This is a genomic window from Streptomyces sp. CMB-StM0423, from assembly GCF_002847285.1.
Taxonomy (GTDB): domain Bacteria; phylum Actinomycetota; class Actinomycetes; order Streptomycetales; family Streptomycetaceae; genus Streptomyces.
Genome location: NZ_CP025407.1, coordinates 2,969,898 through 2,991,772 on the forward strand (window position 1 = coordinate 2,969,898; position 21,875 = coordinate 2,991,772).

At 73.8% G+C, this 21,875-nt stretch carries 20 protein-coding genes and 1 pseudogene; 14 read left to right on the top strand and 7 right to left on the bottom strand.

Translation table 11 applies throughout. The features are described 5' to 3' along the window. The first annotated feature begins 11 nt into the window (after window positions 1-11). The 3 genes from CXR04_RS12540 to CXR04_RS12545 all read left to right on the top strand — a co-directional run bounded on the left by CXR04_RS12540 (window position 12) and on the right by CXR04_RS12545 (window position 1,175). Window positions 12-224 carry an acyl-CoA carboxylase epsilon subunit gene (locus CXR04_RS12540; protein ID WP_101421977.1) on the top strand — a complete coding sequence of 71 codons (213 nt, stop codon included), beginning with the start codon at window positions 12-14 and terminating at the stop codon, window positions 222-224. A 72-nt stretch (window positions 225-296) separates the two neighbouring features. After that, window positions 297-443, top strand: a complete 147-nt coding sequence (gene mmpB / locus CXR04_RS35185; protein WP_199850449.1) for a morphogenic membrane protein MmpB — start codon at window positions 297-299, stop codon at window positions 441-443. Between the two features lie 123 nt (window positions 444-566). Beyond that, window positions 567-1,175, top strand: coding sequence for a Maf family protein (locus CXR04_RS12545; protein ID WP_101421979.1), 609 nt, complete (start codon window positions 567-569; stop codon window positions 1,173-1,175). A 55-nt stretch (window positions 1,176-1,230) separates the two neighbouring features. Here CXR04_RS12545 and CXR04_RS12550 read toward each other — a convergent pair whose 3' ends face one another. Continuing rightward, entirely contained in the window at window positions 1,231-1,662 is a 432-nt protein-coding gene (locus CXR04_RS12550; RefSeq protein ID WP_199850450.1) for a hypothetical protein, read from the bottom strand. Between the two features lie 408 nt (window positions 1,663-2,070). Here CXR04_RS12550 and CXR04_RS12555 point away from each other — a divergent pair, with 408 nt between their 5' ends. Beyond that, entirely contained in the window at window positions 2,071-3,828 is a 1,758-nt protein-coding gene (locus tag CXR04_RS12555) for an acetyl/propionyl/methylcrotonyl-CoA carboxylase subunit alpha (RefSeq protein WP_101421981.1), read from the top strand. 52 nt (window positions 3,829-3,880) lie between these two features. On the opposite strand, the gene CXR04_RS12560 is transcribed toward CXR04_RS12555, so the two are convergent. Beyond that, window positions 3,881-5,311: an MFS transporter gene (locus CXR04_RS12560; protein ID WP_101421983.1), complete on the bottom strand. Its 1,431-nt coding sequence runs from the start codon at window positions 5,309-5,311 to the stop codon at window positions 3,881-3,883. Between the two features lie 117 nt (window positions 5,312-5,428). Between CXR04_RS12560 and CXR04_RS12565 the strand changes: the two genes are divergently transcribed. After that, window positions 5,429-6,007: a TetR/AcrR family transcriptional regulator gene (locus tag CXR04_RS12565; RefSeq protein WP_101421985.1), complete on the top strand. Its 579-nt coding sequence runs from the start codon at window positions 5,429-5,431 to the stop codon at window positions 6,005-6,007. Between the two features lie 552 nt (window positions 6,008-6,559). Here the strand turns inward: CXR04_RS12565 and CXR04_RS12570 are convergent. Together CXR04_RS12570 and CXR04_RS12575 are read right to left on the bottom strand one after the other, a co-directional pair. Further along, a complete protein-coding gene (locus CXR04_RS12570) occupies window positions 6,560-7,570 on the bottom strand; it encodes a DeoR/GlpR family DNA-binding transcription regulator (protein WP_234380749.1) in 1,011 nt (336 codons plus the stop codon). A gap of 220 nt (window positions 7,571-7,790) precedes the next feature. Continuing rightward, window positions 7,791-9,242, bottom strand: a complete 1,452-nt coding sequence (locus CXR04_RS12575; RefSeq protein ID WP_101421987.1) for an NAD(P)H-quinone dehydrogenase — start codon at window positions 9,240-9,242, stop codon at window positions 7,791-7,793. A 99-nt stretch (window positions 9,243-9,341) separates the two neighbouring features. On the opposite strand from CXR04_RS12575, the gene CXR04_RS12580 reads away from it, so the two are divergent. Together CXR04_RS12580 and CXR04_RS12585 are read left to right on the top strand one after the other, a co-directional pair. Beyond that, window positions 9,342-10,148 (top strand): purine-nucleoside phosphorylase, encoded by an 807-nt coding sequence (locus CXR04_RS12580; protein ID WP_101421989.1) that lies wholly within the window; start codon window positions 9,342-9,344, stop codon window positions 10,146-10,148. A gap of 116 nt (window positions 10,149-10,264) precedes the next feature. Then, on the top strand, window positions 10,265-11,968 hold the full coding sequence (locus tag CXR04_RS12585) for a phospho-sugar mutase (protein WP_101421991.1): 1,704 nt from the start codon (window positions 10,265-10,267) through the stop codon (window positions 11,966-11,968). A gap of 39 nt (window positions 11,969-12,007) precedes the next feature. Here the strand turns inward: CXR04_RS12585 and CXR04_RS12590 are convergent. Both CXR04_RS12590 and CXR04_RS12595 read right to left on the bottom strand, forming a co-directional pair. Further along, window positions 12,008-12,294: pseudogene (locus tag CXR04_RS12590) on the bottom strand (Txe/YoeB family addiction module toxin). A gap of 246 nt (window positions 12,295-12,540) precedes the next feature. Further along, window positions 12,541-13,224 carry a PH domain-containing protein gene (locus CXR04_RS12595; protein ID WP_101421993.1) on the bottom strand — a complete coding sequence of 228 codons (684 nt, stop codon included), beginning with the start codon at window positions 13,222-13,224 and terminating at the stop codon, window positions 12,541-12,543. Window positions 13,225-13,352: 128 nt separating this feature from the next. On the opposite strand from CXR04_RS12595, the gene deoC reads away from it, so the two are divergent. From deoC to CXR04_RS12610, 3 genes are read left to right on the top strand one after another with little or no spacing between them, the layout of a single operon-like run. Then, the gene (gene deoC, locus CXR04_RS12600; protein ID WP_199850628.1) at window positions 13,353-14,321 is read left to right on the top strand and encodes a deoxyribose-phosphate aldolase; all 969 of its coding nucleotides are present in this window, start codon (window positions 13,353-13,355) and stop codon (window positions 14,319-14,321) included. Between the two features lie 16 nt (window positions 14,322-14,337). Next, complete coding sequence (locus CXR04_RS12605; protein WP_101421995.1) at window positions 14,338-15,780, top strand: aldehyde dehydrogenase family protein; 1,443 nt, start codon at window positions 14,338-14,340, stop codon at window positions 15,778-15,780. Further along, the gene (locus CXR04_RS12610) at window positions 15,777-16,673 is read left to right on the top strand and encodes an aldehyde dehydrogenase family protein (RefSeq protein WP_101421997.1); all 897 of its coding nucleotides are present in this window, start codon (window positions 15,777-15,779) and stop codon (window positions 16,671-16,673) included. Before CXR04_RS12605 ends, CXR04_RS12610 begins: the two co-directional genes overlap by 4 nt. Before the next feature lie 221 nt (window positions 16,674-16,894). On the opposite strand, the gene CXR04_RS12615 is transcribed toward CXR04_RS12610, so the two are convergent. Then, entirely contained in the window at window positions 16,895-17,764 is an 870-nt protein-coding gene (locus tag CXR04_RS12615) for a SigE family RNA polymerase sigma factor (protein ID WP_199850452.1), read from the bottom strand. Window positions 17,765-17,975: 211 nt separating this feature from the next. Here CXR04_RS12615 and CXR04_RS12620 point away from each other — a divergent pair, with 211 nt between their 5' ends. From CXR04_RS12620 to CXR04_RS12635, 4 genes are all read left to right on the top strand, one after another. Then, entirely contained in the window at window positions 17,976-18,653 is a 678-nt protein-coding gene (locus CXR04_RS12620; RefSeq protein WP_027771656.1) for a response regulator transcription factor, read from the top strand. Then, window positions 18,650-20,197 carry a sensor histidine kinase gene (locus tag CXR04_RS12625; RefSeq protein WP_101422001.1) on the top strand — a complete coding sequence of 516 codons (1,548 nt, stop codon included), beginning with the start codon at window positions 18,650-18,652 and terminating at the stop codon, window positions 20,195-20,197. The genes CXR04_RS12620 and CXR04_RS12625 overlap by 4 nt, the downstream gene beginning before the upstream one ends. Before the next feature lie 65 nt (window positions 20,198-20,262). Then, a complete protein-coding gene (locus CXR04_RS12630; RefSeq protein WP_101426336.1) occupies window positions 20,263-20,787 on the top strand; it encodes a hypothetical protein in 525 nt (174 codons plus the stop codon). A 74-nt stretch (window positions 20,788-20,861) separates the two neighbouring features. Next, window positions 20,862-21,779: a DUF6891 domain-containing protein gene (locus tag CXR04_RS12635; protein ID WP_101422003.1), complete on the top strand. Its 918-nt coding sequence runs from the start codon at window positions 20,862-20,864 to the stop codon at window positions 21,777-21,779. Window positions 21,780-21,875 lie beyond the last annotated feature (96 nt).

Sequence of the window (21,875 nt, forward strand, 5' to 3'; positions counted from 1 at the left end):
GAGGAGGGCCGATGTCCGAGGAGATCAAGGTCGTCCGGGGCAACCCGACGGCGGAGGAACTGGCGGCGGCGCTGGCGGTGGTCCAGGCGCGGGCGGCGTCGTCCGCTTCGGGCGCGCGCGGCGGGCCGGCCGGTGAGTGGGCGGATCCGGCGCGGCGGGTGCTGGCCCGGCGGACGCCGCAGCCGGGGCCGCAGGCGTGGCGTACGACGTACTGGCCGTCGTAGGAGGGCCGCGCCGCCCGTAATTGAGTACCCGTACTCAGGCGTGCGGGGGCGCGGGACCGGCACCATCGGAAGATGCTCTGGTCCGACCCTCCAGACGAGCCCGACGCGGAGTTGCGGGCAGCGGAACGGCGGCTGCGCCGCGCCGGCTGGCTGCTTGCGCTGGCGGCCGTGGTGACGATGGCGCTGGGGGCGGCGGGACCCGACATGCTGCACACGTAGCCGCCGGCGTACGGGCGCCGCGGCCCTGTGCCGCATGCACAAGTCGTCGTGCGTGCATGACGACTTGTGCACCGGTGTCCGTGCCCGGCGGCGATGTCACCGCCGCCGCCTACGATGACGCCCATGACCCACCATCCCGCCCGCACGCTCGTGCTCGCGTCGCAGTCCCCCGCCCGGCTCGCCCTGCTCCGGCAGGCGGGGCTCGCGCCCGAGGTCGTCGTCAGCGGTGTCGACGAGGACGCCGTCACCGCCGCGACCCCGGCGGAGCTGGCGCTGGTGCTCGCCGAGGCGAAGGCCGGTGCCGTGGCCGCGCGGCCGGAGGCGGCGGGGGCGCTGGTCGTCGGCTGCGACTCGGTGCTGGAGCTGGACGGCAGGGCGCTGGGCAAGCCGGTGGACGCCGAGGACGCCACGGCGCGGTGGAAGGCCATGCGGGGCCGTTCGGGGGTGCTGCAGACGGGGCACTGCGTGATCGACACGGCGTCGGGGCGGCGGTCGAGCGCGACCGCGGGGACGGTGGTCCGGTTCGGCGAGCCGAGCGACGCGGAGATCGCGGCGTATGTGGCGACGGGCGAACCGCTGTACGTGGCCGGGGCGTTCACCATCGACGGCCGCTCGTCGGCGTTCATCGACGGCATCGACGGCGACCACGGGAACGTCGTGGGGATCTCGCTGCCGCTGCTGCGCCGGCTGCTCGCGGAGGTGGGGGTGCAGATCACGGATCTGTGGGCGTAGGGCGCCGTCCGGACCGTACGGGATGCCGCGCGGGCGGCGGTGGATACGAAGCGGCTCAGGCCGCCGGCGCCGGCTCGGCGCCGCCTTCCGGCCGGGGTACGGGGACGTCCTCGGCGGTCAACGTCAGCACGATCAGCCCGAAGAGCACCATCAGCCCCGCGAACGCCGCCCAGCCCACGAGCCCGACGGCCACCGCCGCCAGCACCGCGTGCAGCACCGCGCAGCTCACCAGCAGGGTCCGCCCGGCGCGGCCGGGGGCCCGGTCCCGTACCGCGATGCGCAGCGCGACCGCGCCGCAGCAGAGCAGATAGAGCCCGATCGCGACGCCCGCCGCGCGTGTGGAGGCGGACATGAGACCGGAGTCGAGGCCGGCGAGGGACATGTCCTGGCGGTCGACGACCGAGCCCAGGACGAAGTGCACGACAGCCAGCGCGACGGCGTCGGCGAACAGCGCGGCGGCCGCCACCGCGGCGGCGGTTCTGCGCATGGCGGCACCCCCTGACCCAGGTCCGTACGGCCCTTTCACGCTACTGATGGGTAGTCCGGGGCGGCAAGGGTACGCGCACGATGGACACGCGAGGGACACGCGACGGGCACACGACAGGCTTGCGCCATGGATCCGACCGGACGGGCGACCCGAAAAGATTCCGTCTCGCCTTCGTATGGTTCCCACAAAAAGATGCGCCGTCCATCTGCTCAATGGGCGCGAGACCTTGGCCACACGCCGGTTTCGCGCGCACGGCCCGGGATGCGGCGTACCTTGGGAACTCAGGGCTACGCGCCCGAGTGCGGCGGCGCGGATCACCCTCTGTGTGGGAAAACTCACCTCCGGGATCCCGCAGCGCAGAGGTGTCGCCATTACCTAAAATCTCGGTGTTCCGAGAAGGGAGCCAACGTGCGCAAGGTGCTCATCGCCAACCGTGGCGAAATCGCCGTCCGGGTCGCCCGCGCCTGCCGGGACGCCGGTATCGCCAGCGTGGCCGTCTACGCCGCGCCGGACCGGGACGCACTCCACGTCCGCGTGGCCGACGAGGCATTCGCGCTCGGCGGCGACACCCCGGCCACGAGCTACCTCGACATCGGCAAGGTGCTCCAGGCCGCCGAGGACTCCGGCGCCGACGCCGTGCACCCGGGGTACGGGTTCCTGTCGGAGAACGCCGAGTTCGCCCAGGCCGTCCTCGACGCGGGGCTGACGTGGATCGGCCCGCCGCCGCAGGCGATCCGCGACCTCGGCGACAAGGTGTCCGCCCGGCACATCGCCCAGCGGGCCGGCGCGCCGCTGGTGGCCGGCACGAAGGACCCGGTCGCGGGCGTCGAGGAGGTCACGGCGTTCGCCGAGGAGCACGGGCTGCCGATCGCCATCAAGGCCGCCTTCGGCGGCGGCGGTCGCGGGCTGAAGGTCGCCCGCACCCTCGAAGAGGTCCCCGAGCTGTACGAGTCGGCGGTGCGCGAGGCGATCGCCGCGTTCGGCCGCGGCGAGTGCTTCGTCGAGCGCTATCTCGACCGCCCGCGGCACGTGGAGACGCAGTGCCTCGCGGACAAGCACGGGAACGTGGTCGTGGTCTCCACCCGGGACTGCTCGCTGCAGCGCCGCCACCAGAAGCTGGTGGAGGAGGCGCCGGCGCCGTTCCTGTCGCCGAAGCAGAACGCCGAGCTGTACCGGGCGTCGAAGGCGATCCTGCGGGAGGCGCGCTACGAGGGCGCGGGCACCTGCGAGTTCCTCGTCGGCCAGGACGGCACGATCTCCTTCCTGGAGGTCAACACCCGGCTCCAGGTGGAGCACCCGGTGACCGAGGAGGTCACGGGCATCGACCTGGTGCGGGAGATGTTCCGTATCGCCGACGGCGAGGAACTGGGCTATGACGACCCGCCGGTGCGGGGTCACTCCTTCGAGTTCCGTATCAACGGCGAGGACCCGGGGCGCAACTTCCTGCCCGCGCCCGGCACCGTGACGGCCTTCGAGCCGCCGGCCGGGCCCGGTGTGCGGCTGGACGCGGGCGTGGAGGCCGGCAGCGTGATCGGCCCGGCGTGGGACTCGCTGCTGGCCAAGCTCATCATCACGGGCGCGACCCGGCAGCAGGCGCTGCAGCGCGCGGCGCGCGCGCTGGACGAGTTCACGGTCGACGGGATGGCGACGGCGCTGCCGTTCCACCGCGCGGTGGTACGTGATCCGGCGTTCGCGCCGGCCTCGGTGCTCGAGCCGTTCGCCGTCCACACCCGCTGGATCGAGACGGAGTTCGCGGGCGGCATCCCCCGGTTCGCCGGCGGCGCGGACGCCGACGCGGCGGAGGAGACCCGCGAGACGCTGGTCGTGGAGGTGGGCGGCAAGCGGCTGGAGGTGTCGCTGCCGTCGTCGCTGAGCGTGGTCGCCTCGGCGGCGGCCGGGCGGTCGAAGCCGAAGCGGCGGGCGGCGAAGAAGTCCGGCTCGGCGGTCTCGGGCGACGCGCTGGCCTCGCCCATGCAGGGCACGATCGTGAAGGTGGCGGTCGAGGAGGGCCAGCAGGTCGCGGAGGGCGATCTGGTGATCGTGCTGGAGGCGATGAAGATGGAGCAGCCCATCAACGCGCATCGCGCGGGCACGGTGAAGGATCTCGCGGCGGAGATGGGCGCGACGCTCACATCCGGCGCCGTCATCTGCGAGATCAAGGACTGACACGGACAGACGCGGTCGGGGGCGGGCCCGCGGGCCCGCCCCCGACGCGTTCTCAGGGCGTACGGGTCACGTTCCGGGCCCCGGCCATCAGCAGCAGCGCGACCGCGGAGAACGCCGCCGCGGCGGTGAAGGCGGCGCCCGTACCGTCGAAGAACGTGTGCCCCGACGAGTGCCGCAGGCCCACGTCGAAGACGGAGACCAGGACGGACAGGCCCAGGCTGCCGCCGACGTACTGCATCGTCTGCAGCAGCCCGGAGGCGGAGCCCGCGTCCTCGGGCTCGACGCCGCTGAGGATGAGCGTGGTGAGCTGCATCATCGTCAGCCCGACCCCGACGCCCATGAGCAGCAGCGGGCCCAGCAGCCCGTCGACGTAGCCGGAGGAGGCGTCGAGGCGGGTGAGCCACAGGATGCCGGCGGTGTTGAGGGTCAGCCCCGCCAGCGCGGTGCGCTTCGGCCCGAACCTGGCCTGGGCGCGCGGCGCGAAGCGCGAGGCGGCGAAGAGCGGCACGGTGAGCGCGAGGAAGGCCAGGCCGGCGCGGAACGGGCTGTAGTCGAGGAACCGCTGCAGGTACTGGGTGGTGAAGTAGAAGACGCCGAACATCCCGGCGGGGACCATCAGCATCGTGCCGTACGAGACCGAGCGGTTGCGGTCGGCGAAGAGCGACAGGACCACGAGCGGGCGGCGGACGCGGAGTTCGACGGCGAGGAAGCTGCCGAGCAGCGCCGCGGCGGCGGCGAAGGCGCCGAGGGCGAGCCCGTCGCTCCAGCCCTGCTCGGCGGTGCGGATGAAGGCGTAGACGAGCGAGGTCATGCCCAGGGTGCCGAGCAGCGCGCCGAGGGCGTCGAACGGGCCGCGCTGGCGCGGGGTTTCGTCGAGGTGGCGGGGGGCGAGCCAGGCGATGGCGAGGCCGACGGGCAGGTTGATGAGGAAGACCCAGTGCCAGGACGCGAGGTCGGTGAGCGCGCCGCCGAGGACCAGGCCGAGCGCGGAGCCCGCGCCGCTGATGGAGGCGAAGACGGCGAGCGCGCGGGCGCGTTGGCGGCCTTCGGGGAAGGTGGTGGCGATCAGGGCGAGGGTGCTGGGGGCGGCGAGGGCGGCGGCGACGCCCTGGGCGGTACGGGCGAAGAGGAGCCAGCCGCTGCTGGGCGCGAGGCCGGCGAGGAGGGAGGCGGCGGTGAAGGCGAGCACGCCGGTGACGAGGGCGCGGCGGCGGCCTATGCGGTCGCCTATGCGGCTGCCGAGGAGCAGCAGGCCGCCGAAGGCGAGAGTGTAGAGGTTGAGGATCCAGGACATGCGGGTCGGGGAGAAGCCGAGGTCGAGCGCGATGTCGGGGAGTGCGACGTTCACCACCGTGGCGTCGACCAGGAACATGAGCTGGGTGGCGACGATCGCGGTGAGGGCGAGCCCCGGGCGGGCGCCGCGGGCCTTTCGGCTGTGACCGCGGATGCCGTGGCCGGCGGGCGTGCGCAGGGATGTGGACACAGATGTGCCTCCGGCAGAGAATGAAGTGGAGGGTAGCTCCGCTTGACTATACGGAGGCTGCCTCCGTTTTCGCAATGGCATTCTGGGCGGCAGCGGGGACGACGAAGGGTGGTGCCCATGGGAACGGTGCAGGGCCGGCCGATGCGCGCGGACGCGCGCCGCAACTACGAGCGGCTGCTCGGCGAGGCCGCGGTGGCGTTCGCGGAACGCGGCGCGGATGCCTCGCTGGAGGAGATCGCGCGCCGCGCGGGCGTCGGGATCGGCACGCTGTACCGGCACTTCCCTGACCGCTTCGCGCTCATGGGCGAGGTGTTCCAGACGCGGGTGGACGAGCTGGACGCGGCGGCGCGGGCGCTGGCGGCGGAGGCCGGGACGCCGATGGGGGCGCTGGCGGCGTGGATGCGGCGGTACGTGGACGTGTCGTCGACGATCCGCGGGATCGCGGCGACGCTGATGGACGAGGGGCTGATGGTCAACTGCAAGGAGCAGTTGCGGGAGACGGTCGAACTGCTGGCGTCGCGCGCGCGCCGGTCCGGCGAACTGCGGGCGGACGTCGCACCGGACGACCTCCTGCGGCTGACGAGCGCGATCGCGTACGCGGCGGAGAAGGCGTCGGCGAAGAACCCGGAGGACACGGAGATCGCGGACCGCCTCCTGGGCTTGGCCCTGGACGGCCTACGCACGCGAAACGCCTGACGGCGGGTACGGGGGACGCGGGCGCGGCCCCCGGGGGCCGCGGGACCGGGGGCGCAGGACCGGGGGGCGCGGCCACGTGACCGACGCCCTGCGGCGCGCACCCGGGGCGCAAGGGGGCGGGCACGCACCGCGGGGTGCGAAGGCAGGGCCGCCGGCCGCGGCGCTCCGCGCCGGGGGCGCGAGGGCTGCGCCCCGCGGCGACTGCGGCGGCGGGTTGCTGGGCGGCAGGCCCGGGCTACGGCCTGGGTGCGGCGGGCCGGGGCACCGGGTCGACCGCTTGTGGCTGCCCCCTGGGGTCCGGCCGGGAGGGCACGTACCGGGGTGCGACGGCGACAGCAGGCGCATCGCCCGCTTGACGGGCGCAGGTTGCGCCACCGTCCCCGGCAATGCCCGGAGCCACGAGGGCTTCGCCCCGCGAGGCCGCTGCGGCTAGGTCGCGCAACGGCACCTGACGGCGGCAGCCGGGGCGAGGGCTTCGCCCCGTGGGGTGGCTACGGGCGGGAGGCGCCAGGTCGGCTCCTTGCGGCGTGGCCCGGTGGGGCGGGCACTCGGTCACGTACCGGGCGTGACGGCGGCAGCCCTGGGCGGCGGGGTCGCGGAGTGTGGCCCCCGCCCGGGGCTAGCGGCGGCGGGGGCCAGGTCGGCGACCCTGCCCTGGTCGGGGAGGGGGGTGGCTGGGCGCATGCTGGTGGTGCTGGGTTGGGGGGTGCGGCGCTGGCCTGGGAGGGGGACGCTGTCCTCGGTGCGGCGCCGCTCACCCCCGTGCCGGGGGTGCCGGCGGGATGCCGGGGGGCCGCTGTCACCGCCCGCCGGCTGCTCCGGGCCCGCCACCGCGATCTGCACCCCCTGGTCCGCCAGGGCCTGCAGCTCCGTCGCCGCCCGCTCGTCGTTCGGCGGCGGGTCGTCCGTGACCAGCCGCGTGATCACGTCGGTGGGCACCGTCTGGAACATCGTGTCGGTGCCCAGCTTGGAGTGGTCCGCGAGCACCACGACCTCCGCCGCGGCCTGCACCAGCGCCCGGTCGACGCTCGCCGACAGCATGTTGGACGTCGACAGCCCCCGCTCTGCGGTCAGCCCGCTGCCGGAGAGGAACGCGCGCGAGACGCGCAGCCCCTGGAGGGACTGCTCGGCGCCGCTGCCCACCAGCGCGTAGTTGCTGCCGCGCAGGGTGCCGCCGGTCATGACGACTTCCACCCGGTTCGCGTGCGCCAGCGCCTGGGCGACGAGCAGGGAGTTGGTCACGACCGTCAGGCCGGGGATGCGCGCGAGCCGGCGGGCCAGCTCCTGCGTGGTCGTACCGGCACCGACGACGACGGCCTCGCCCTCCTCGACGAATCCGGCGGCCAGATCGGCGATCGCGGTCTTCTCCGCGGTCGCAAGATGTGATTTCTGCGGGAAGCCGGACTCACGGGTGAAACCGCCCGGAAGGACCGCCCCTCCGTGCCTTCGGTCCAGCAACCCTTCTGCTTCCAGGGCCCGTACGTCTCGGCGTACGGTCACCTCGGAGGTCTGTACGACTCGGGCAAGCTCTCGGAGGGATACGGCCCCATTGGCCCGTACCATTTCCAGGATCAACTGACGACGTTCTGCAGCGAACACGAAACCGACAGTAACGCCAAAGACCGTGTTCTTTCAGCCGCTTGCGTCGATGAGAAGAAAATGCTCCTTGGCGACATCCGAAGGTGGTATGGGCGCTCGGTTGCTCCCTCCAGACCCTCCGGGCCGGACCGGGTCCCGACCGGGTCCCGACGGAGTTCCGACCGGGGCCCGACCAGGTCCCGGCCTACTCGTCGCCGCCCGGCTTGCTGGCCTGGAGCTGCCGCGCGACCTCGGCGATCGACCCCGACAGCGAGGGATAGACGGTAAACGCCTTCGCGATCTGTTCCACGGTCAGATTGTTGTCGACGGCGATCGAGATGGGGTGGATCAGCTCGCTGGCCCGCGGTGCGACCACCACGCCCCCTACCACGATCCCGGTGCCGGGGCGACAGATCAGCTTCACGAATCCGTCCCGCACCCCCTGCATCTTGGCCCGCGGGTTGCGCAGCAGCGGCAGTTTCATCACCCGTGCATCAATGCGCCCCTCGTCCACATCCGACTGCTGGTAACCCACCGTGGCAATCTCGGGGTCCGTGAAGACATTCGCGGAGACCGTCTTCAGCCGCAGCGGCGCGACGGTCTCGCCGAGGAAGTGGTACATCGCGATCCGGCCCTGCATCGCCGCCACCGAGGCGAGCGCGAAGATCCCCGTGCAGTCGCCCGCCGCGTAGATGCCCGGCGCGCTCGTGCGCGACACCTTGTCGGTCCAGATGTGCCCGGAGTCCGTCAGCCGCACCCCGGCCTCCTCCAGGCCGATGCCGCGGGTGTTGGGCACCGCGCCGACCGCCATCAGGCAGTGCGAACCGGTGATCACCCGGCCGTCGTTGAGCGTCACCTCGACCCGGTCGCCGACGCGCTTGGCGCCCTGCGCGCGGGAGCGGCTCATCACGTTCATGCCGCGGCGCCGGAAGACGTCCTCCAGCACCGCCGCCGCGTCCGGGTCCTCGCCCGGCAGCACCCGGTCCCGGCTGGAGACCAGCGTGACCCGCGAGCCGAGCGCCTGGTACGCGCCCGCGAACTCCGCGCCGGTGACGCCGGAGCCGACGACGATCAGCTCCTCGGGCAGCTCGTCGAGGTCGTAGACCTGCTTCCAGTTCAGGATCCGCTCGCCGTCGGGCTGCGCGTCGGGCAGCTCGCGCGGGCTGCCGCCGGTGGCGACCAGCACCGCGTCCGCGACCAGCTCCGCCGGCTCGCCCGCGGCGGCCCCGGTCACCCGGACCGTGCGCGAGCCGTCCGGGGCCTGCTGCGGCGAGACGCTCGCGCGGCCCCGTACGACCCGGCCGCCGGCGCGCGTCACGCTCGTGGTGATGTCCTCGGACTGGGCCAGCGCCAGCCGCTTCACCCGGGCGTTGACCTTGCCCAGGTCCACGCCGACGACGCGGGCGGCCTGCTTCTCCGGAGGCGTGTCGTCCGCGACGATGATGCCCAGCTCCTCGTACGAGGAGTCGAAGGTCGTCATCACCTCCGCGGTGGCGATCAGCGTCTTCGACGGCACGCAGTCGGTGAGCACCGACGCACCGCCCAGGCCGCCGCAGTCGACGACCGTCACCTCCGCGCCGAGCTGCGCGGCGACGAGCGCCGCCTCGTACCCGCCGGGGCCTCCACCGATGATCACGATCCGAGTCACGTACCCCATTGTCCCCCGCCGCGGCCGGCGGCTCCCGCGCGGGGCGGCGGGCGTCCAGTGGGGGGCCGCTTCTACGCGCGTAGGGGGTGACGGGCTAGGCTCGTCCGCGTGAACGCATCCACTCCGCACGCCGCCCCCGACGCGGCGGCCGCCGCCGACCGCCTCCGCGAGCTCACCGGGGCCGAAACCCACGACGTCGCCCTCGTGATGGGCTCCGGCTGGGTACCGGCGGCGGAAGCGCTGGGCGCGCCAGAGCACGAGCTGCGCATCACCGACCTGCCCGGCTTCCCGCCGCCCGCGGTGGAGGGCCACGCCGGGCGGATCCGCTCGTACCGGCTGGGCGACAAACGGGTGCTGGTCTTCCTCGGCCGTACGCACTACTACGAGGGCCACGGCGTCGCCGCCGTGGCGCACGGCGTGCGCACGGCCGCGGCGGCGGGCTGCAAGACCGTGGTGCTCACCAACGGCTGCGGCGGGCTGCGCGAGGGCATGCGGCCGGGCCAGCCGGTGCTGATCGGGGACCACATCAACCTCACCGCGTCCTCGCCGATCGAGGGCGCGCACTTCGTCGACCTGACGGATCTGTACTCGCCGCGGCTGCGGGCGCTGTGCAAGCAGGTGGACCCCAGCCTGGAAGAGGGCGTCTACGCCCAGTTGCCAGGACCTCACTACGAGACGCCGGCCGAGATCGAGATGCTCCGCCGCCTCGGCGCCGACCTGGTGGGCATGTCGACGGTCCTGGAGGCCATCGCGGCCCGCGAGGCGGGCGCCGAGGTGCTGGGGATCTCGCTGGTGACGAACCTGGCGGCGGGCATGACCGGCGAGCCGCTGAGCCACGAGGAGGTACTTCAGGCGGGGCGCGACTCGGCGGCGCGGATGGGCGGGCTGCTGGCCGAGGTGCTGCGCCGGGTGTGAAGCTTGCGCCGGGCGTGCAGCTTCAGGCGGTACGCGCCGGGGCGTACGCCGCGACGGGCCGGGGACGACCAGCCGGGACGGACGGAGAAGACGACAGTGACTGAGGACGGCAACCGGTGACTACAGACGCTGCCGGCGAACCCGCCGCGCTCGCCGCCCGGGCCGGGGCCTGGCTCGCCGAGGACCCCGACCCCGACACCCGCGCCGAGCTGGCGGCCCTGCTGCGGGCCGGCGACACCGCCGCCCTGGCGGACCGCTTCGCCGGCACGCTGCAGTTCGGCACCGCCGGGCTCCGCGGTGAGCTGGGCGCGGGGCCGATGCGGATGAACCGGGCCGTCGTCATCCGCGCCGCCGCGGGGCTGGCCGCGTACCTGAACGAGCAGGGCGCGGGCGGCGGCCTGGTGGTCGTCGGTTACGACGCCCGGCACAAGAGCCACGCCTTCGCCGAGGACACCGCGGCCGTCATGACCGGCGCCGGCTTCCGGGCCGCGGTCCTGCCCCGCCCGCTGCCGACGCCGGTGCTGGCCTTCGCGATCCGGCACCTCGGCGCGGTCGCCGGCGTCACCGTCACCGCCAGCCACAACCCGCCGCGGGACAACGGCTACAAGGTCTACCTCGGCGGCGGCTCGCAGATCGTCCCGCCCGCGGACGCCGGGATCGCCGAGGCCATCGCGGCGGTGGGCCCGCTCGCGGACGTGCCCCGTCCGGCGGACGGCTGGGAGCTGCTGGGCGAGGAGGTCGTGGAGGCGTACCTCGACCGGGCCGCCGCGGTCGTCACCGCGGGCGGCCCCCGTGACGTACGGACCGTGCACACCGCGCTGCACGGCGTCGGCGGCGCCACCCTCGCCGCCGCCTTCACCCGCGCCGGCTTCCCGGCCCCGGTGCAGGTCGCGGCGCAGGCGGAGCCGGACCCGGACTTCCCGACCGTCGCGTTCCCCAACCCGGAGGAGCCGGGCGCGATGGACCTGGCGTTCGCCACGGCCCGCGCGGCGGGGGACGGGGACGTCGACGCGATCATCGCCAACGACCCCGACGCGGACCGCTGCGCGGTGGCCGTACCGGACGCGGCGGCGGACGGCGGCGCGGGCTGGCGGATGCTGCGCGGCGACGAGGTCGGCGCCCTGCTGGCCACGCACCTCGTACGGAAAGGGGCCGCGGGCACCTTCGCCGCGTCCATCGTCTCCTCGTCGCTCATGGGCCGGATCGCGCGGGCCGCGGGCCTGCCGTACGAGGAGACGCTGACCGGCTTCAAGTGGCTGGCCCGGGTCGACGGCCTGCGCTACGCCTACGAGGAGGCCCTCGGCTACTGCGTCGACCCGGCCGGCGTCCGCGACAAGGACGGCATCACCGCGGCCCTGCTCGTCGCGGAGCTGGCGGCGGAGCTGAAGGCGGCGGGCCGTACGCTCCAGGACCTGCTGGACGACATCGCGGTGGAGCACGGGCTGCACGCCACGGACCAGCTCTCCGTCCGCGTGGAGGACCTGGACGTGATCGCGACGGCGATGCGGCGCCTCCGCACGGCCCCGCCCCGCTCGGCGGCGGGCCTGCGGGTGACGCTGGCCGAGGACCTGTCGAAGGGCACCCCGGCGCTGCCCCCGACGGACGGCCTCCGCTACACCCTGGGGGGCGACGAGGCCCGGGGCGTGGCAGCGGCGCGGGTGATCGTCCGCCCGAGCGGCACGGAGCCGAAGCTGAAGTGCTACCTGGAGGCCGTGATCCCGGTCCCGGCCGGCCACCCGGGCCTCCCGGCGGCACGGGCGACCGCGACGGCGGTCCTGGCGGAACTCAAGACGGACCTGTCCACGGCAGCCGGCCTCTGACACCCCGGCCGGACGCCGGGGCACCACCGCGGCATGCGCTCAGTCGCTGTAGTGGTAGCGGGCTTTGAGGATCTTCACTTCCTGTCGTCGGCGCGATAGACGAGGCGGTGTTCGTCGTCGATGCGACGGGACCAGTAGCCCGAAAGGTCTGCCTTGAGAGGTTCGGGTTTGCCGATACCTTCGAAGGGGGTGCGCTGGATCCCGGCGATGAGGCGGGTGATCCTCCGGGCCTTCTTACGGTCCGAGGCCAGCCAGAACAGGAAGTCCTCCCACCCGTCAGTCGGGGATGCCGCGCAGCGGGCTGCTGACGTACGGGACCGGGTCAACGAGCTGAACCGGCAGGCCGGCGTCGCCGGAGGTCGGCTCGACACGAGCCCGTGCCATCCCGTTTCCCGCCCCGTCTCCCCGTATCCGCCGCCGCCAAGGCCCCCACTGACGCGGCCGGTCATGCCGCCGCAAGCACAATCTATGGAGATGCGGGCGGCGCAAGGAGAAATCAGGGGGTACAGCGGCGACCTCTCACGACGAAGTTGCCCCTGGGTCACGGGACGTCATGAGCGGCGGAGGCTGCGCTAGCCCACGGCGATGGCGATGATCAGGGCCAGGCTGCCCGCGATGGCGGGACCCAGGATCTCGTACGCCCAGCGCACCGAGACCGGCCCCTGCGCGCCTTCGCGGTCGGCGTACGTGTGCGCCAGCTCGCGCAGCTCGCGGATCGACTTGTCGGCCATCGGCGTCAGGTCGCCCGCCGAGGGGTCCAGGTCCCCGGCGCCCGTGCCGCCGGGGCGGCGCATCGCCGGGTCGGACAGGGCCGTGCGGCTGGACGGGCTGAAGAGCCCGCCGCCGCCGGCCGCGCGGTCCCGGCGGCGGTTGGCCCGCTTGCGGGCGCGCAGCGAGACGGGGATGGCCCACATCTGGTACTTGGCGTCCTCGGTGACGACCTCGCTGGAGTAGCCCGCCCGGATCTCCTCGACCCGGCCCCACGGCACCACGATCGTGCGGAACGGGTTGCGCACCCGCAGCCGCTCCTCGCCCGCGTACACCACGGGGCGCAGCGTCAGCGACACCACCATCGGCACCCCGGCGACCAGCGCCGCCACCGCGATCGCCCGCGCCTGCCCGCTGCCGCGGACCAGGGCGTCCGCGCCGAGCCAGCCGCCGAGGACGAGCAGCAGCACACCGGCGGCGATGCCCGCGACGGAGCGGTAGGCGCGGTCGGCGTACTTCGGCCGGGTGTCCGGGGTGTCCTTGCTCATGCCGCCGATTGTGCCCGACGGCTCCGGAATCCGGACATCGCGCCGGCATTGCGGTCGCGCATCGATCCGCCAGGACCGTATGCCCACTCCCGGGACGCTACGCGGGTAGATATGCTCGTGTGGTGACCATGCCCCGCATACCCACCGCAGCCGCGGGCCCACCGGCGTCCCTCGCGGACGTGACGGCCTCCGACGGCGCGCTCCGCCGCTTCCTGCACGGTCTGCCCGGCGTCGACCCGGTCGGCCTGGAGGCCCGCGCCGCCGCCCTGGGCACCCGCTCCATCAAGACGACCGCCAAGGCGTACGCGCTGGACCTGGCGGTCTCGATGATCGACCTGACCACGCTGGAGGGCTCCGACACCCCCGGCAAGGTGCGCGCGCTGTGCGCCAAGGCCCGTACCCCCGACCCCACGGACCGGACGACGCCCGAGGTCGCGGCCGTCTGCGTCTACCCGGACCTGGCCGCCGTCGCCGCCGAGGCGCTGGCCGGCTCCGGCGTCAAGGTCGCCTCGGTGGCCACCGCCTTCCCCTCCGGGCGGGCGGCGCTGGAGGTGAAGCTCGCCGACACCCGGGCGGCGCTGGCCGCGGGCGCCGACGAGATCGACATGGTCATCGACCGCGGCGCGTTCCTCGCCGGCCGCTATCTGGAGGTCTACGAGCAGATCCGCGCGGTGCGGCAGGCCGCCGCCGGCGCCCGGCTGAAGGTGATCTTCGAGACCGGCGAGCTGTCCACGTACGACAACATCCGCCGGGCGAGCTGGCTCGGCATGCTGGCGGGCGCCGACTTCATCAAGACCTCGACCGGCAAGGTCGGCGTGAACGCCACCCCCGCCAACACCCTGGTCCTGCTCGAAGCCGTCCGGGACTACCGCGCGGCCACCGGCGTGCAGGTCGGCGTGAAGCCCGCGGGCGGCATCCGCACGGCCAAGGACGCGGTGAAGTTCCTGGTGCTGGTCAACGAGACCGCCGGGGACGACTGGCTGGACAACCGCTGGTTCCGCTTCGGCGCCTCCAGCCTGCTCAACGACCTGCTCATGCAGCGCCAGAAGCTGCGCACCGGCCGCTACTCCGGCCCCGACTACGTGACCGTGGACTAGAGGGGGTCCGAGCCGCATGACCGCAGAACACAAGCTCTTCGCCTACGCGCCCGCGCCCGAGTCCCGCTCGGTCGTCGACATCGCGCCCAGTTACGGCCTGTTCGTCGACGGCGAGTTCGCCGAGGCCGCCGACGGCAAGGTCTTCAAGTCCGTCGCCCCGGCGACCGAGGAGGTGCTCTCCGAGGTCGCGCGGGCCGGCGAGGCGGACGTCGAGCGGGCGGTCGCCGCCGCCCGGCGGGCGTTCACCTCCTGGTCGGCGCTGCCGGGCGCGGAGCGCGGCAAGTACCTGTTCCGTATCGCCCGCATCATCCAGGAGCGCTCGCGCGAGCTGGCGGTGCTGGAGACGCTGGACAACGGCAAGCCGATCCGGGAGACCCGGGACGCCGACCTGCCGCTGGTCGCCGCGCACTTCTTCTACTACGCGGGCTGGGCGGACAAGCTCGGCCATGCCGGCTTCGGCCCCGAGCCGAAGCCGCTGGGCGTCGCGGGCCAGGTCATCCCGTGGAACTTCCCGCTGCTGATGCTCGCCTGGAAGATCGCCCCGGCACTGGCCTGCGGCAACACCGTGGTGCTCAAGCCCGCCGAGACCACCCCGCTGTCCGCGCTGTTCTTCGCCGACATCTGCCGCCAGGCCGGCCTGCCCCGCGGGGTGGTCAACATCCTGCCGGGCTACGGGGACGCGGGCGCCGCGCTCGTCGCGCACCCGGACGTCGACAAGGTCGCGTTCACCGGCTCCACGGCCGTCGGCAAGGAGATCGCCAGGTCCGTCGCCGGCACGGACAAGCGGCTCACGCTGGAGCTGGGCGGCAAGGGCGCCAACATCGTCTTCGACGACGCGCCCATCGACCAGGCCGTCGAGGGCATCGTCGGCGGCATCTTCTTCAACCAGGGCCAGGTCTGCTGCGCGGGCTCCCGGCTGCTGGTGCAGGAGTCGGTGGCCGACGAGCTGCTGGAGTCGCTGAAGCGGCGGCTCACCACGCTGCGGCTGGGCGACCCGCTGGACAAGAACACCGACATCGGCGCCATCAACTCCGCCGAGCAGCTCGCCCGGATCACGGAGCTGGCGGACGCCGGCGACGCGGAGGGCGCGCAGCGCTGGACGGCGCCCTGCGAACTGCCCGGCAGCGGCTACTGGTTCGCGCCGACGCTCTTCACCGGCGTCACGCAGGCGCACCGCATCGCGCGCGACGAGATCTTCGGCCCGGTGCTGTCGGTGCTGACGTTCCGTACCCCCGCGGAAGCGGTCGCGAAGGCCAACAACACGCCGTACGGGCTGTCCGCCGGGGTGTGGACGGAGAAGGGCTCGCGGATCCTGGCGGTGGCCGACCGGCTGCGGGCGGGCGTCGTGTGGGCGAACACGTTCAACAAGTTCGATCCGACCTCGCCGTTCGGCGGCTACAAGGAGTCGGGCTTCGGCCGCGAGGGCGGCCGCCACGGGCTGGAGGCGTACCTGCGATGACACAGGCGGATGCGAGGCTGTCGGTCCTCAAGACCTACAAGCTGTACGTGGGCGGGAAGTTCCCCCGCTCGGAGAGCGGGCGGGTGTACGAGGTGACCGACGCGAAGGGCCGCTGGCTCGCCAACGCGCCCCGCGCCTCCCGCAAGGACGCCCGGGACGCGGTGGTCGCCGCCCGCAAGGCCGTCGCCGGCTGGTCGGGCGCCACGGCGTACAACCGCGGCCAGGTGCTCTACCGGGTGGCGGAGATGCTCCAGGGGCGGCGCGAGCAGTACGTCGCGGAGGTCGCCGACGCCGAGGGCCTGTCGAAGGCCAAGTCGGCGGCGCAGGTGGACGCGGCGATCGACCGCTGGGTCTGGTACGCGGGCTGGACCGACAAGATCGCCCAGGTCGCCGGCGGCGGAAACCCGGTCGCCGGACCGTACTTCAACCTCTCCGCGCCGGAGCCGACGGGCGTCGTCGCCGTCGTGGCGCCGCAGGAGTCGGCGCTGCTGGGACTGGTGTCGGTGCTGGCGCCGGTGATCGCCACGGGCAACGCGGCGGTGGTCGTCGCCGCGGAGGAGCGGCCGCTGCCGGCGCTGTCGCTGGCGGAGGTGCTGGCCACGTCGGACGTACCCGGGGGGGTCGTCAACGTGCTCTCGGGGCGTACCGCGGAGATCGCGCCGACGCTGGCCGCGCACCAGGACGTCAACGCCATCGACCTGACGGGCGCGGACGCGGAGCTGGCGCGCGAGCTGGAGGTCGCGGCGGCGGACAACCTGAAGCGGGTGCTGCGCCCGCGGCCGCCGTACGACTGGACGGCGGACCCGGGGACGGGCCGGCTGACGGCGTTCCTGGAGACGAAGACGGTCTGGCACCCGACGGGCAGCCTGGGCGTGAGCGGCTCGGCCTACTAGCCGGCCGCCCCGGCCCTGGTAACGAGCCGGGGCCGGACGCACCCCCCGCGCGTCCGGCCCCGGCTCGTCCCCCGATCCCCCGTTCCCCCCGAGCCCCCACGGGCACCCCCCGGCCCCGTACGGTCTCGCGGTCCTCCCCCCGTTCCCCCGTTATCCCCCGATTTCCCCCCGTTTTTCCCCTCCCGTGGCCCCGGGTCCCCCCGTCCCGGTCATCGGCCCCTTCAGGCCACGAGCTCCTCGAACGACTCCTCCCGGTCCCGCCCGAAGCTCAGCGCCTCGTCGTCGCGCAGCCGGCGCAGCGAGCGCCAGATACTGCTCTTGACGGTCCCCACGCTGATCCCCAGTACGTCGGCGATCTCCGGGTCGGTCCTGCCCTCGTAGTAGCGCAGCACGAGCATCGTGCGCTGCATCTCGGGCAGCCGCGCCAGCGCCTGCCAGAGCACCGTGCGCAGCTCCGTGCCGCGCATGGCGTCCGACTCCCCCGGCGCCTCGGGGAGTTCCTCGGTCGGGTACTCCGCGAGCTTGCGTCGGCGCCAGGCACTGATGTGCAGGTTCGTCATGGTGCGGCGGAGGTAGCCCCCCAGCGCCGCCTTGTCGCTGATCCGGTCCCAGGCCCGGTAGGTGGAGAACAGTGCGCTCTGCAGCAGGTCCTCCGCCTCGAACCGGTCACCGGTCAGGTGGTAGGCGGTGGCGTACAGAGAGGCGCGGCGCTCGGCCACGTAGGCGGTGAACGCCGCGGTGCTGTCAGCCTCCGCGGCGGTCCCGGCCTGCGTGCCGACCGTTTCCCCCGGCACCTCTCCGTACGCCTTCTTCCCCCCGTCGTCCCCCCTGGTGTTCCCCCCCGGGTCCGCGGCCGGTCCGGTCCCCGCCGGCGTGACGCCGGTCCCCCCGGGGCCCGCACTGCCCGCGATCGCGACCATGTAAGGAGGACGACGCCCGGCGCCGCGACCGCACCCCCGCGCGGCTGCGGCACCGGACTCCCCCGCACCGCGCGAGGCGCGGGCGGGAGCCATCCCCTCAGCACTCCCCCCCTTGGCGTGCAGGCGTGTGTGAACCGCTGCGCTGGTGGTGCTGTCGTGCAGTGCGTTCATCTCACGCCCCCCGCCGGTGGAGTCTGCTTCGGTCGGTCCTGTCATGCCGGGCTTGCCCGACGCCCAGAATCCTGTCGTCCCGACTTCATCGCGCTGTCCGCCGACTGTCACAGGCGTGCAACAGGGGCTGATGCCCCTTACACGGGCCCTTCCGGAGGCCGTGATGACAGCGAACTCGCCCCTTCCGGCGCGCCCTGCCAGAATGACCCGCGTGCCTTCTCTGTTGCTGATCGAGGACGACGACGCCATCCGCACCGCGCTGGAGATGTCCCTCTCCCGCCAGGGCCACCGCGTGACCACCGCGGCGACCGGTGAGGACGGGCTCAAGCTGCTGCGCGAGCAGCGGCCCGACCTGATCGTGCTGGATGTGATGCTGCCGGGCATCGACGGCTTCGAGGTGTGCCGGCGCATCCGCCGCACCGATCAGTTGCCGATCATCCTGCTGACCGCGCGCAGCGACGACATCGACGTGGTGGTCGGCCTGGAGTCGGGCGCCGACGACTACGTCGTCAAGCCCGTGCAGGGCCGGGTGCTGGACGCCCGGATCCGCGCGGTGCTGCGCCGCGGCGAGCGGGAGACCACCGACTCGGCCACCTTCGGCAACGTCGTCATCGACCGCTCCGCGATGACCGTCACCAAGGACGGCGAGCATCTGCAACTGACGCCGACGGAGCTGCGGTTGCTGCTGGAGCTGAGCCGCAGGCCCGGCCAGGCGCTGTCGCGCCAGCAGTTGCTGCAGTTGGTCTGGGAGCACGACTACCTGGGCGACTCCCGGCTGGTCGACGCGTGCGTACAGCGGCTGCGCGCGAAGGTCGAGGACGTGCCGTCCGCGCCGACACTGATCAAAACCGTACGCGGAGTGGGCTACCGGCTGGATCCGCCCTCGTGAGTCCGGGCCCCGCCGACGCGCAGGGGCGGCAGGGGCTCGTACGCGGCTGGGCGGCGGGGCTGCTGCGCTGGATCAGCCTGCGACTGCGTCTTGTCATCGTGTTCGCACTGGTGGCCCTGGTCTCGGCGGTGTCGGTCGCCGGCATCGCGTACTGGCTCAACCGGGACTCGGTGCTCACCCGCACCCAGGACGCCTCGCTGAAGGACTTCCGGGAGTCGCTCCAGGACGAGAGCGGCGAGCTGGACCTGCGGGCCGGCTGTACGGACCTCGCCAAGGCCGCGCGGCGGCTGTCGAGCACCACCCAGAACTTCGACGTCATACTCATCTCCGGCGGCGGGGGCAGCGGCGGCGAGCCCGGCTGCGTGGAGCGCTCCGACCCGTCGTTCACCCTGCACGACGTGCCGAAGACGCTGAAGACGGCGGTCGACCAGCGGCGCGACGACGGCAAGTGGCCGTACCACCTGTACTGGCAGCGGGTGACGATGGACGGCACGCCGTATCTCGTCGGCGGCGCCCGGGTGATCGGCACCGACTGGACCGGCTACATGTTCAAGTCCCTGGACTCCGAGCGCCGGGACCTCAACTCGCTTGCCTGGTCGCTGGGCATCGCCACCGGACTGTCCCTGATCGGCTCCGCGCTGCTCGCGCAGGGCGCCGCGTCCACCGTGCTGCGGCCCGTGCAGCGGCTCGGCGACGCGGCGCGGCGGCTCGGCGAGGGCAAGCTCGACACCCGGCTGCGGGTGACCGGCACGGACGAACTGGCCGACCTCTCGCGGACGTTCAACCAGACCGCGGAGCGGCTCCAGCAGCGGGTGGAGGAGCTGAGCGAGCGGGAGAAGTCCAGCCGGCGGTTCGTGGCGGACATGTCGCACGAACTGCGCACGCCGCTGACGGCGATGACCGCGGTGTCGGAGGTGCTGGAGGAGGAGCAGGAGAACCTGGACCCGATGATCGCGCCCGCGGTGCAGCTCGTGGTGCAGGAGACCCGGCGGCTCAACGACCTGGTGGAGAACCTGATGGAGGTGACCCGCTTCGACGCGGGCACCGCCCGGCTCGTACTCGACGACGTGGACGTCGCCGACCTGGTCACCGCCTGCATCGACGCCCGCGCCTGGCTGGACGCGGTGGAGCTGGACGCCGACCGCGGCATCGTCGCCCGCCTCGACCCGCGGCGCCTGGACGTGATCCTCGCCAACCTCATCGGCAACGCGCTCAAGCACGGCGGCTCCCCCGTGCGGGTATCGGTGCGCACCACGGCGGACGCGCCCGGCGCCGGCGATCTGGTCATCGAGGTCAAGGACAACGGGCCCGGCATCCCCGCCGAGGTACTGCCGCACGTCTTCGACCGGTTCTACAAGGCGGACACCGCGCGCCCGCGCTCCGACGGCAGCGGCCTCGGGCTGTCCATCGCGGTGGAGAGCGCCCGGATCCACGGCGGTACGATCACCGCGGCCAACGACCCGGCGGGCGGGGCGGTGTTCACGCTGCGGCTGCCGCGGGACTCGTCGGCGGCGGCGGAGGCCCTGGAGCAGGAGGACGAGTGAGGGCGGCAGCCTCGAACCGGCGGGTCTTCCCCGCCCTGGCGGCGGTTGCCGCGGTCGCCGTCGCGGTGCTGGCCACCGGGTGCGGGATCCGGCCCACGTCCGTGCCGGTGGACGCCGGCAGCGCGCCGTCGCGGGCGGAGTGCGCGCCGGGCGGTCCTTCGCCGGCGGCGAGGTCGGCGGACGGCGAGACGGTGCGGGCGGTGTATCTGGTGTGCGGTACGCAGTTGGCCCCGGTGCCCCGGTCCGTCCCCGACGACCTGGCGGGTACGGAGCTGGCGGCGCGGATGCTGGCGGAGCTGGAGCGGGAGCCGGGCGAGGACGAGAAGCAGGCCGGCTACTCCACCGCCGTCTCCGGGCTGCGGGTCGCGGACGGGCTGTCCGGGGATCCGGCGGGCACGGTGCGGCTGAGCCGGGACCCGCAGGGGCTGGGGTCGCCGATGCTGGCGCAGCTCGTGTGCACGTACGCGGCGGGCGAGGAGCGTACGGCGGTGCTGGCGGGGCCGGAGGCGGGCGACCCGCCGTACACGTACCGCTGCACCGACGACGCGCTGCGGGCGCCGGAGAACACCGTGGGCGAGCCCGCGGCCTGAGCCTTCCGGCGCGCGGGCCCGGTGTCGGCGGCCGTGCGGGGGGCGGTGTCAGTGGCGTGTGCCACAGTGTCCGCATGCTCGGGATCGTGGTGAAGACGGAGCGCGGGGAGCGGCATGTGCGCGTGTCCGCGGCGGAGTTGGCGGGGCTGGTCCGGCGGATCGGCGGCGCCGGCGACCACTTCCTCGTGCTCCAGCGGATCCCCGACCTGCCCGACGTCTTCGCCCAGGTCTGGCACGACGCCGGCGGGGAGTACGCGGTGGAGCACCGCGACGGCGGCGCCGACCGGCACTTCGCCGCGACGGCCGGCGGCCCGGAGGCCGTGATCACGGCGCTGACCGGCTGGGCGCGCGAGGAGGCCGGCTGGGCGGCGGGGCTGTCCTGGTCCCGCGCGGACATCACCCCCGCGCCCGGGGTGCCGCCGCTCGACCTCGGCGAAGGGGAGCGTACGGAGCTGGAGCGGCGGGTCCGGGAGATGCTGGCCGCGGGGTACGCGACCCGTGCGGAACTGGCCGAGTGCGCCGAGGAGTTCCTCGTCACCGTGGACCGCAGGCCCGTCTCCGCCCCGCAGGCCAGGGCGCTGGCCGACCGGCTGTGGCTGGAGCGGGCCGCCGAGCAGGCCGGCTGGCACGGCGAGACGGACCCCGAGCGGCTCACCCGCGCCTTCGCGACCCTGCGGGAGGCGGGCATCACCGCGCGTGAGCACTTCGCCTGCTGCCGCAGTTGCGGCAATGCCGGGATAGGCGGAGCGGGCGAGCGGGACGCGCGCGGCTTCGTCTACTTCCTCCATCAGTCGTCGGAGTCCGCGGCGGCGGACGGCGGGCTCACGCTCAACTACGGCGGGTTCGACGGCTCGTCCGAGACGACCGCGGCCGTCGGGCACGAGGTGGTCGCCGCCCTCGCGGATGCCGGTCTGCGGACCGAGTGGGACGGCGATCCGGGCCGGTCGATACCCGTCACGGGGCTCGACTGGCGCCGCCGGCTGGTCGGCTGAGGAGGCTCCGTACCGAAGATCACCACACGGCCGGCGGAGGGCGGGAACCGTACGGGTCGGTAGCGGCGTCCTTGCCTGCGTGCAGCGCCATGCGAC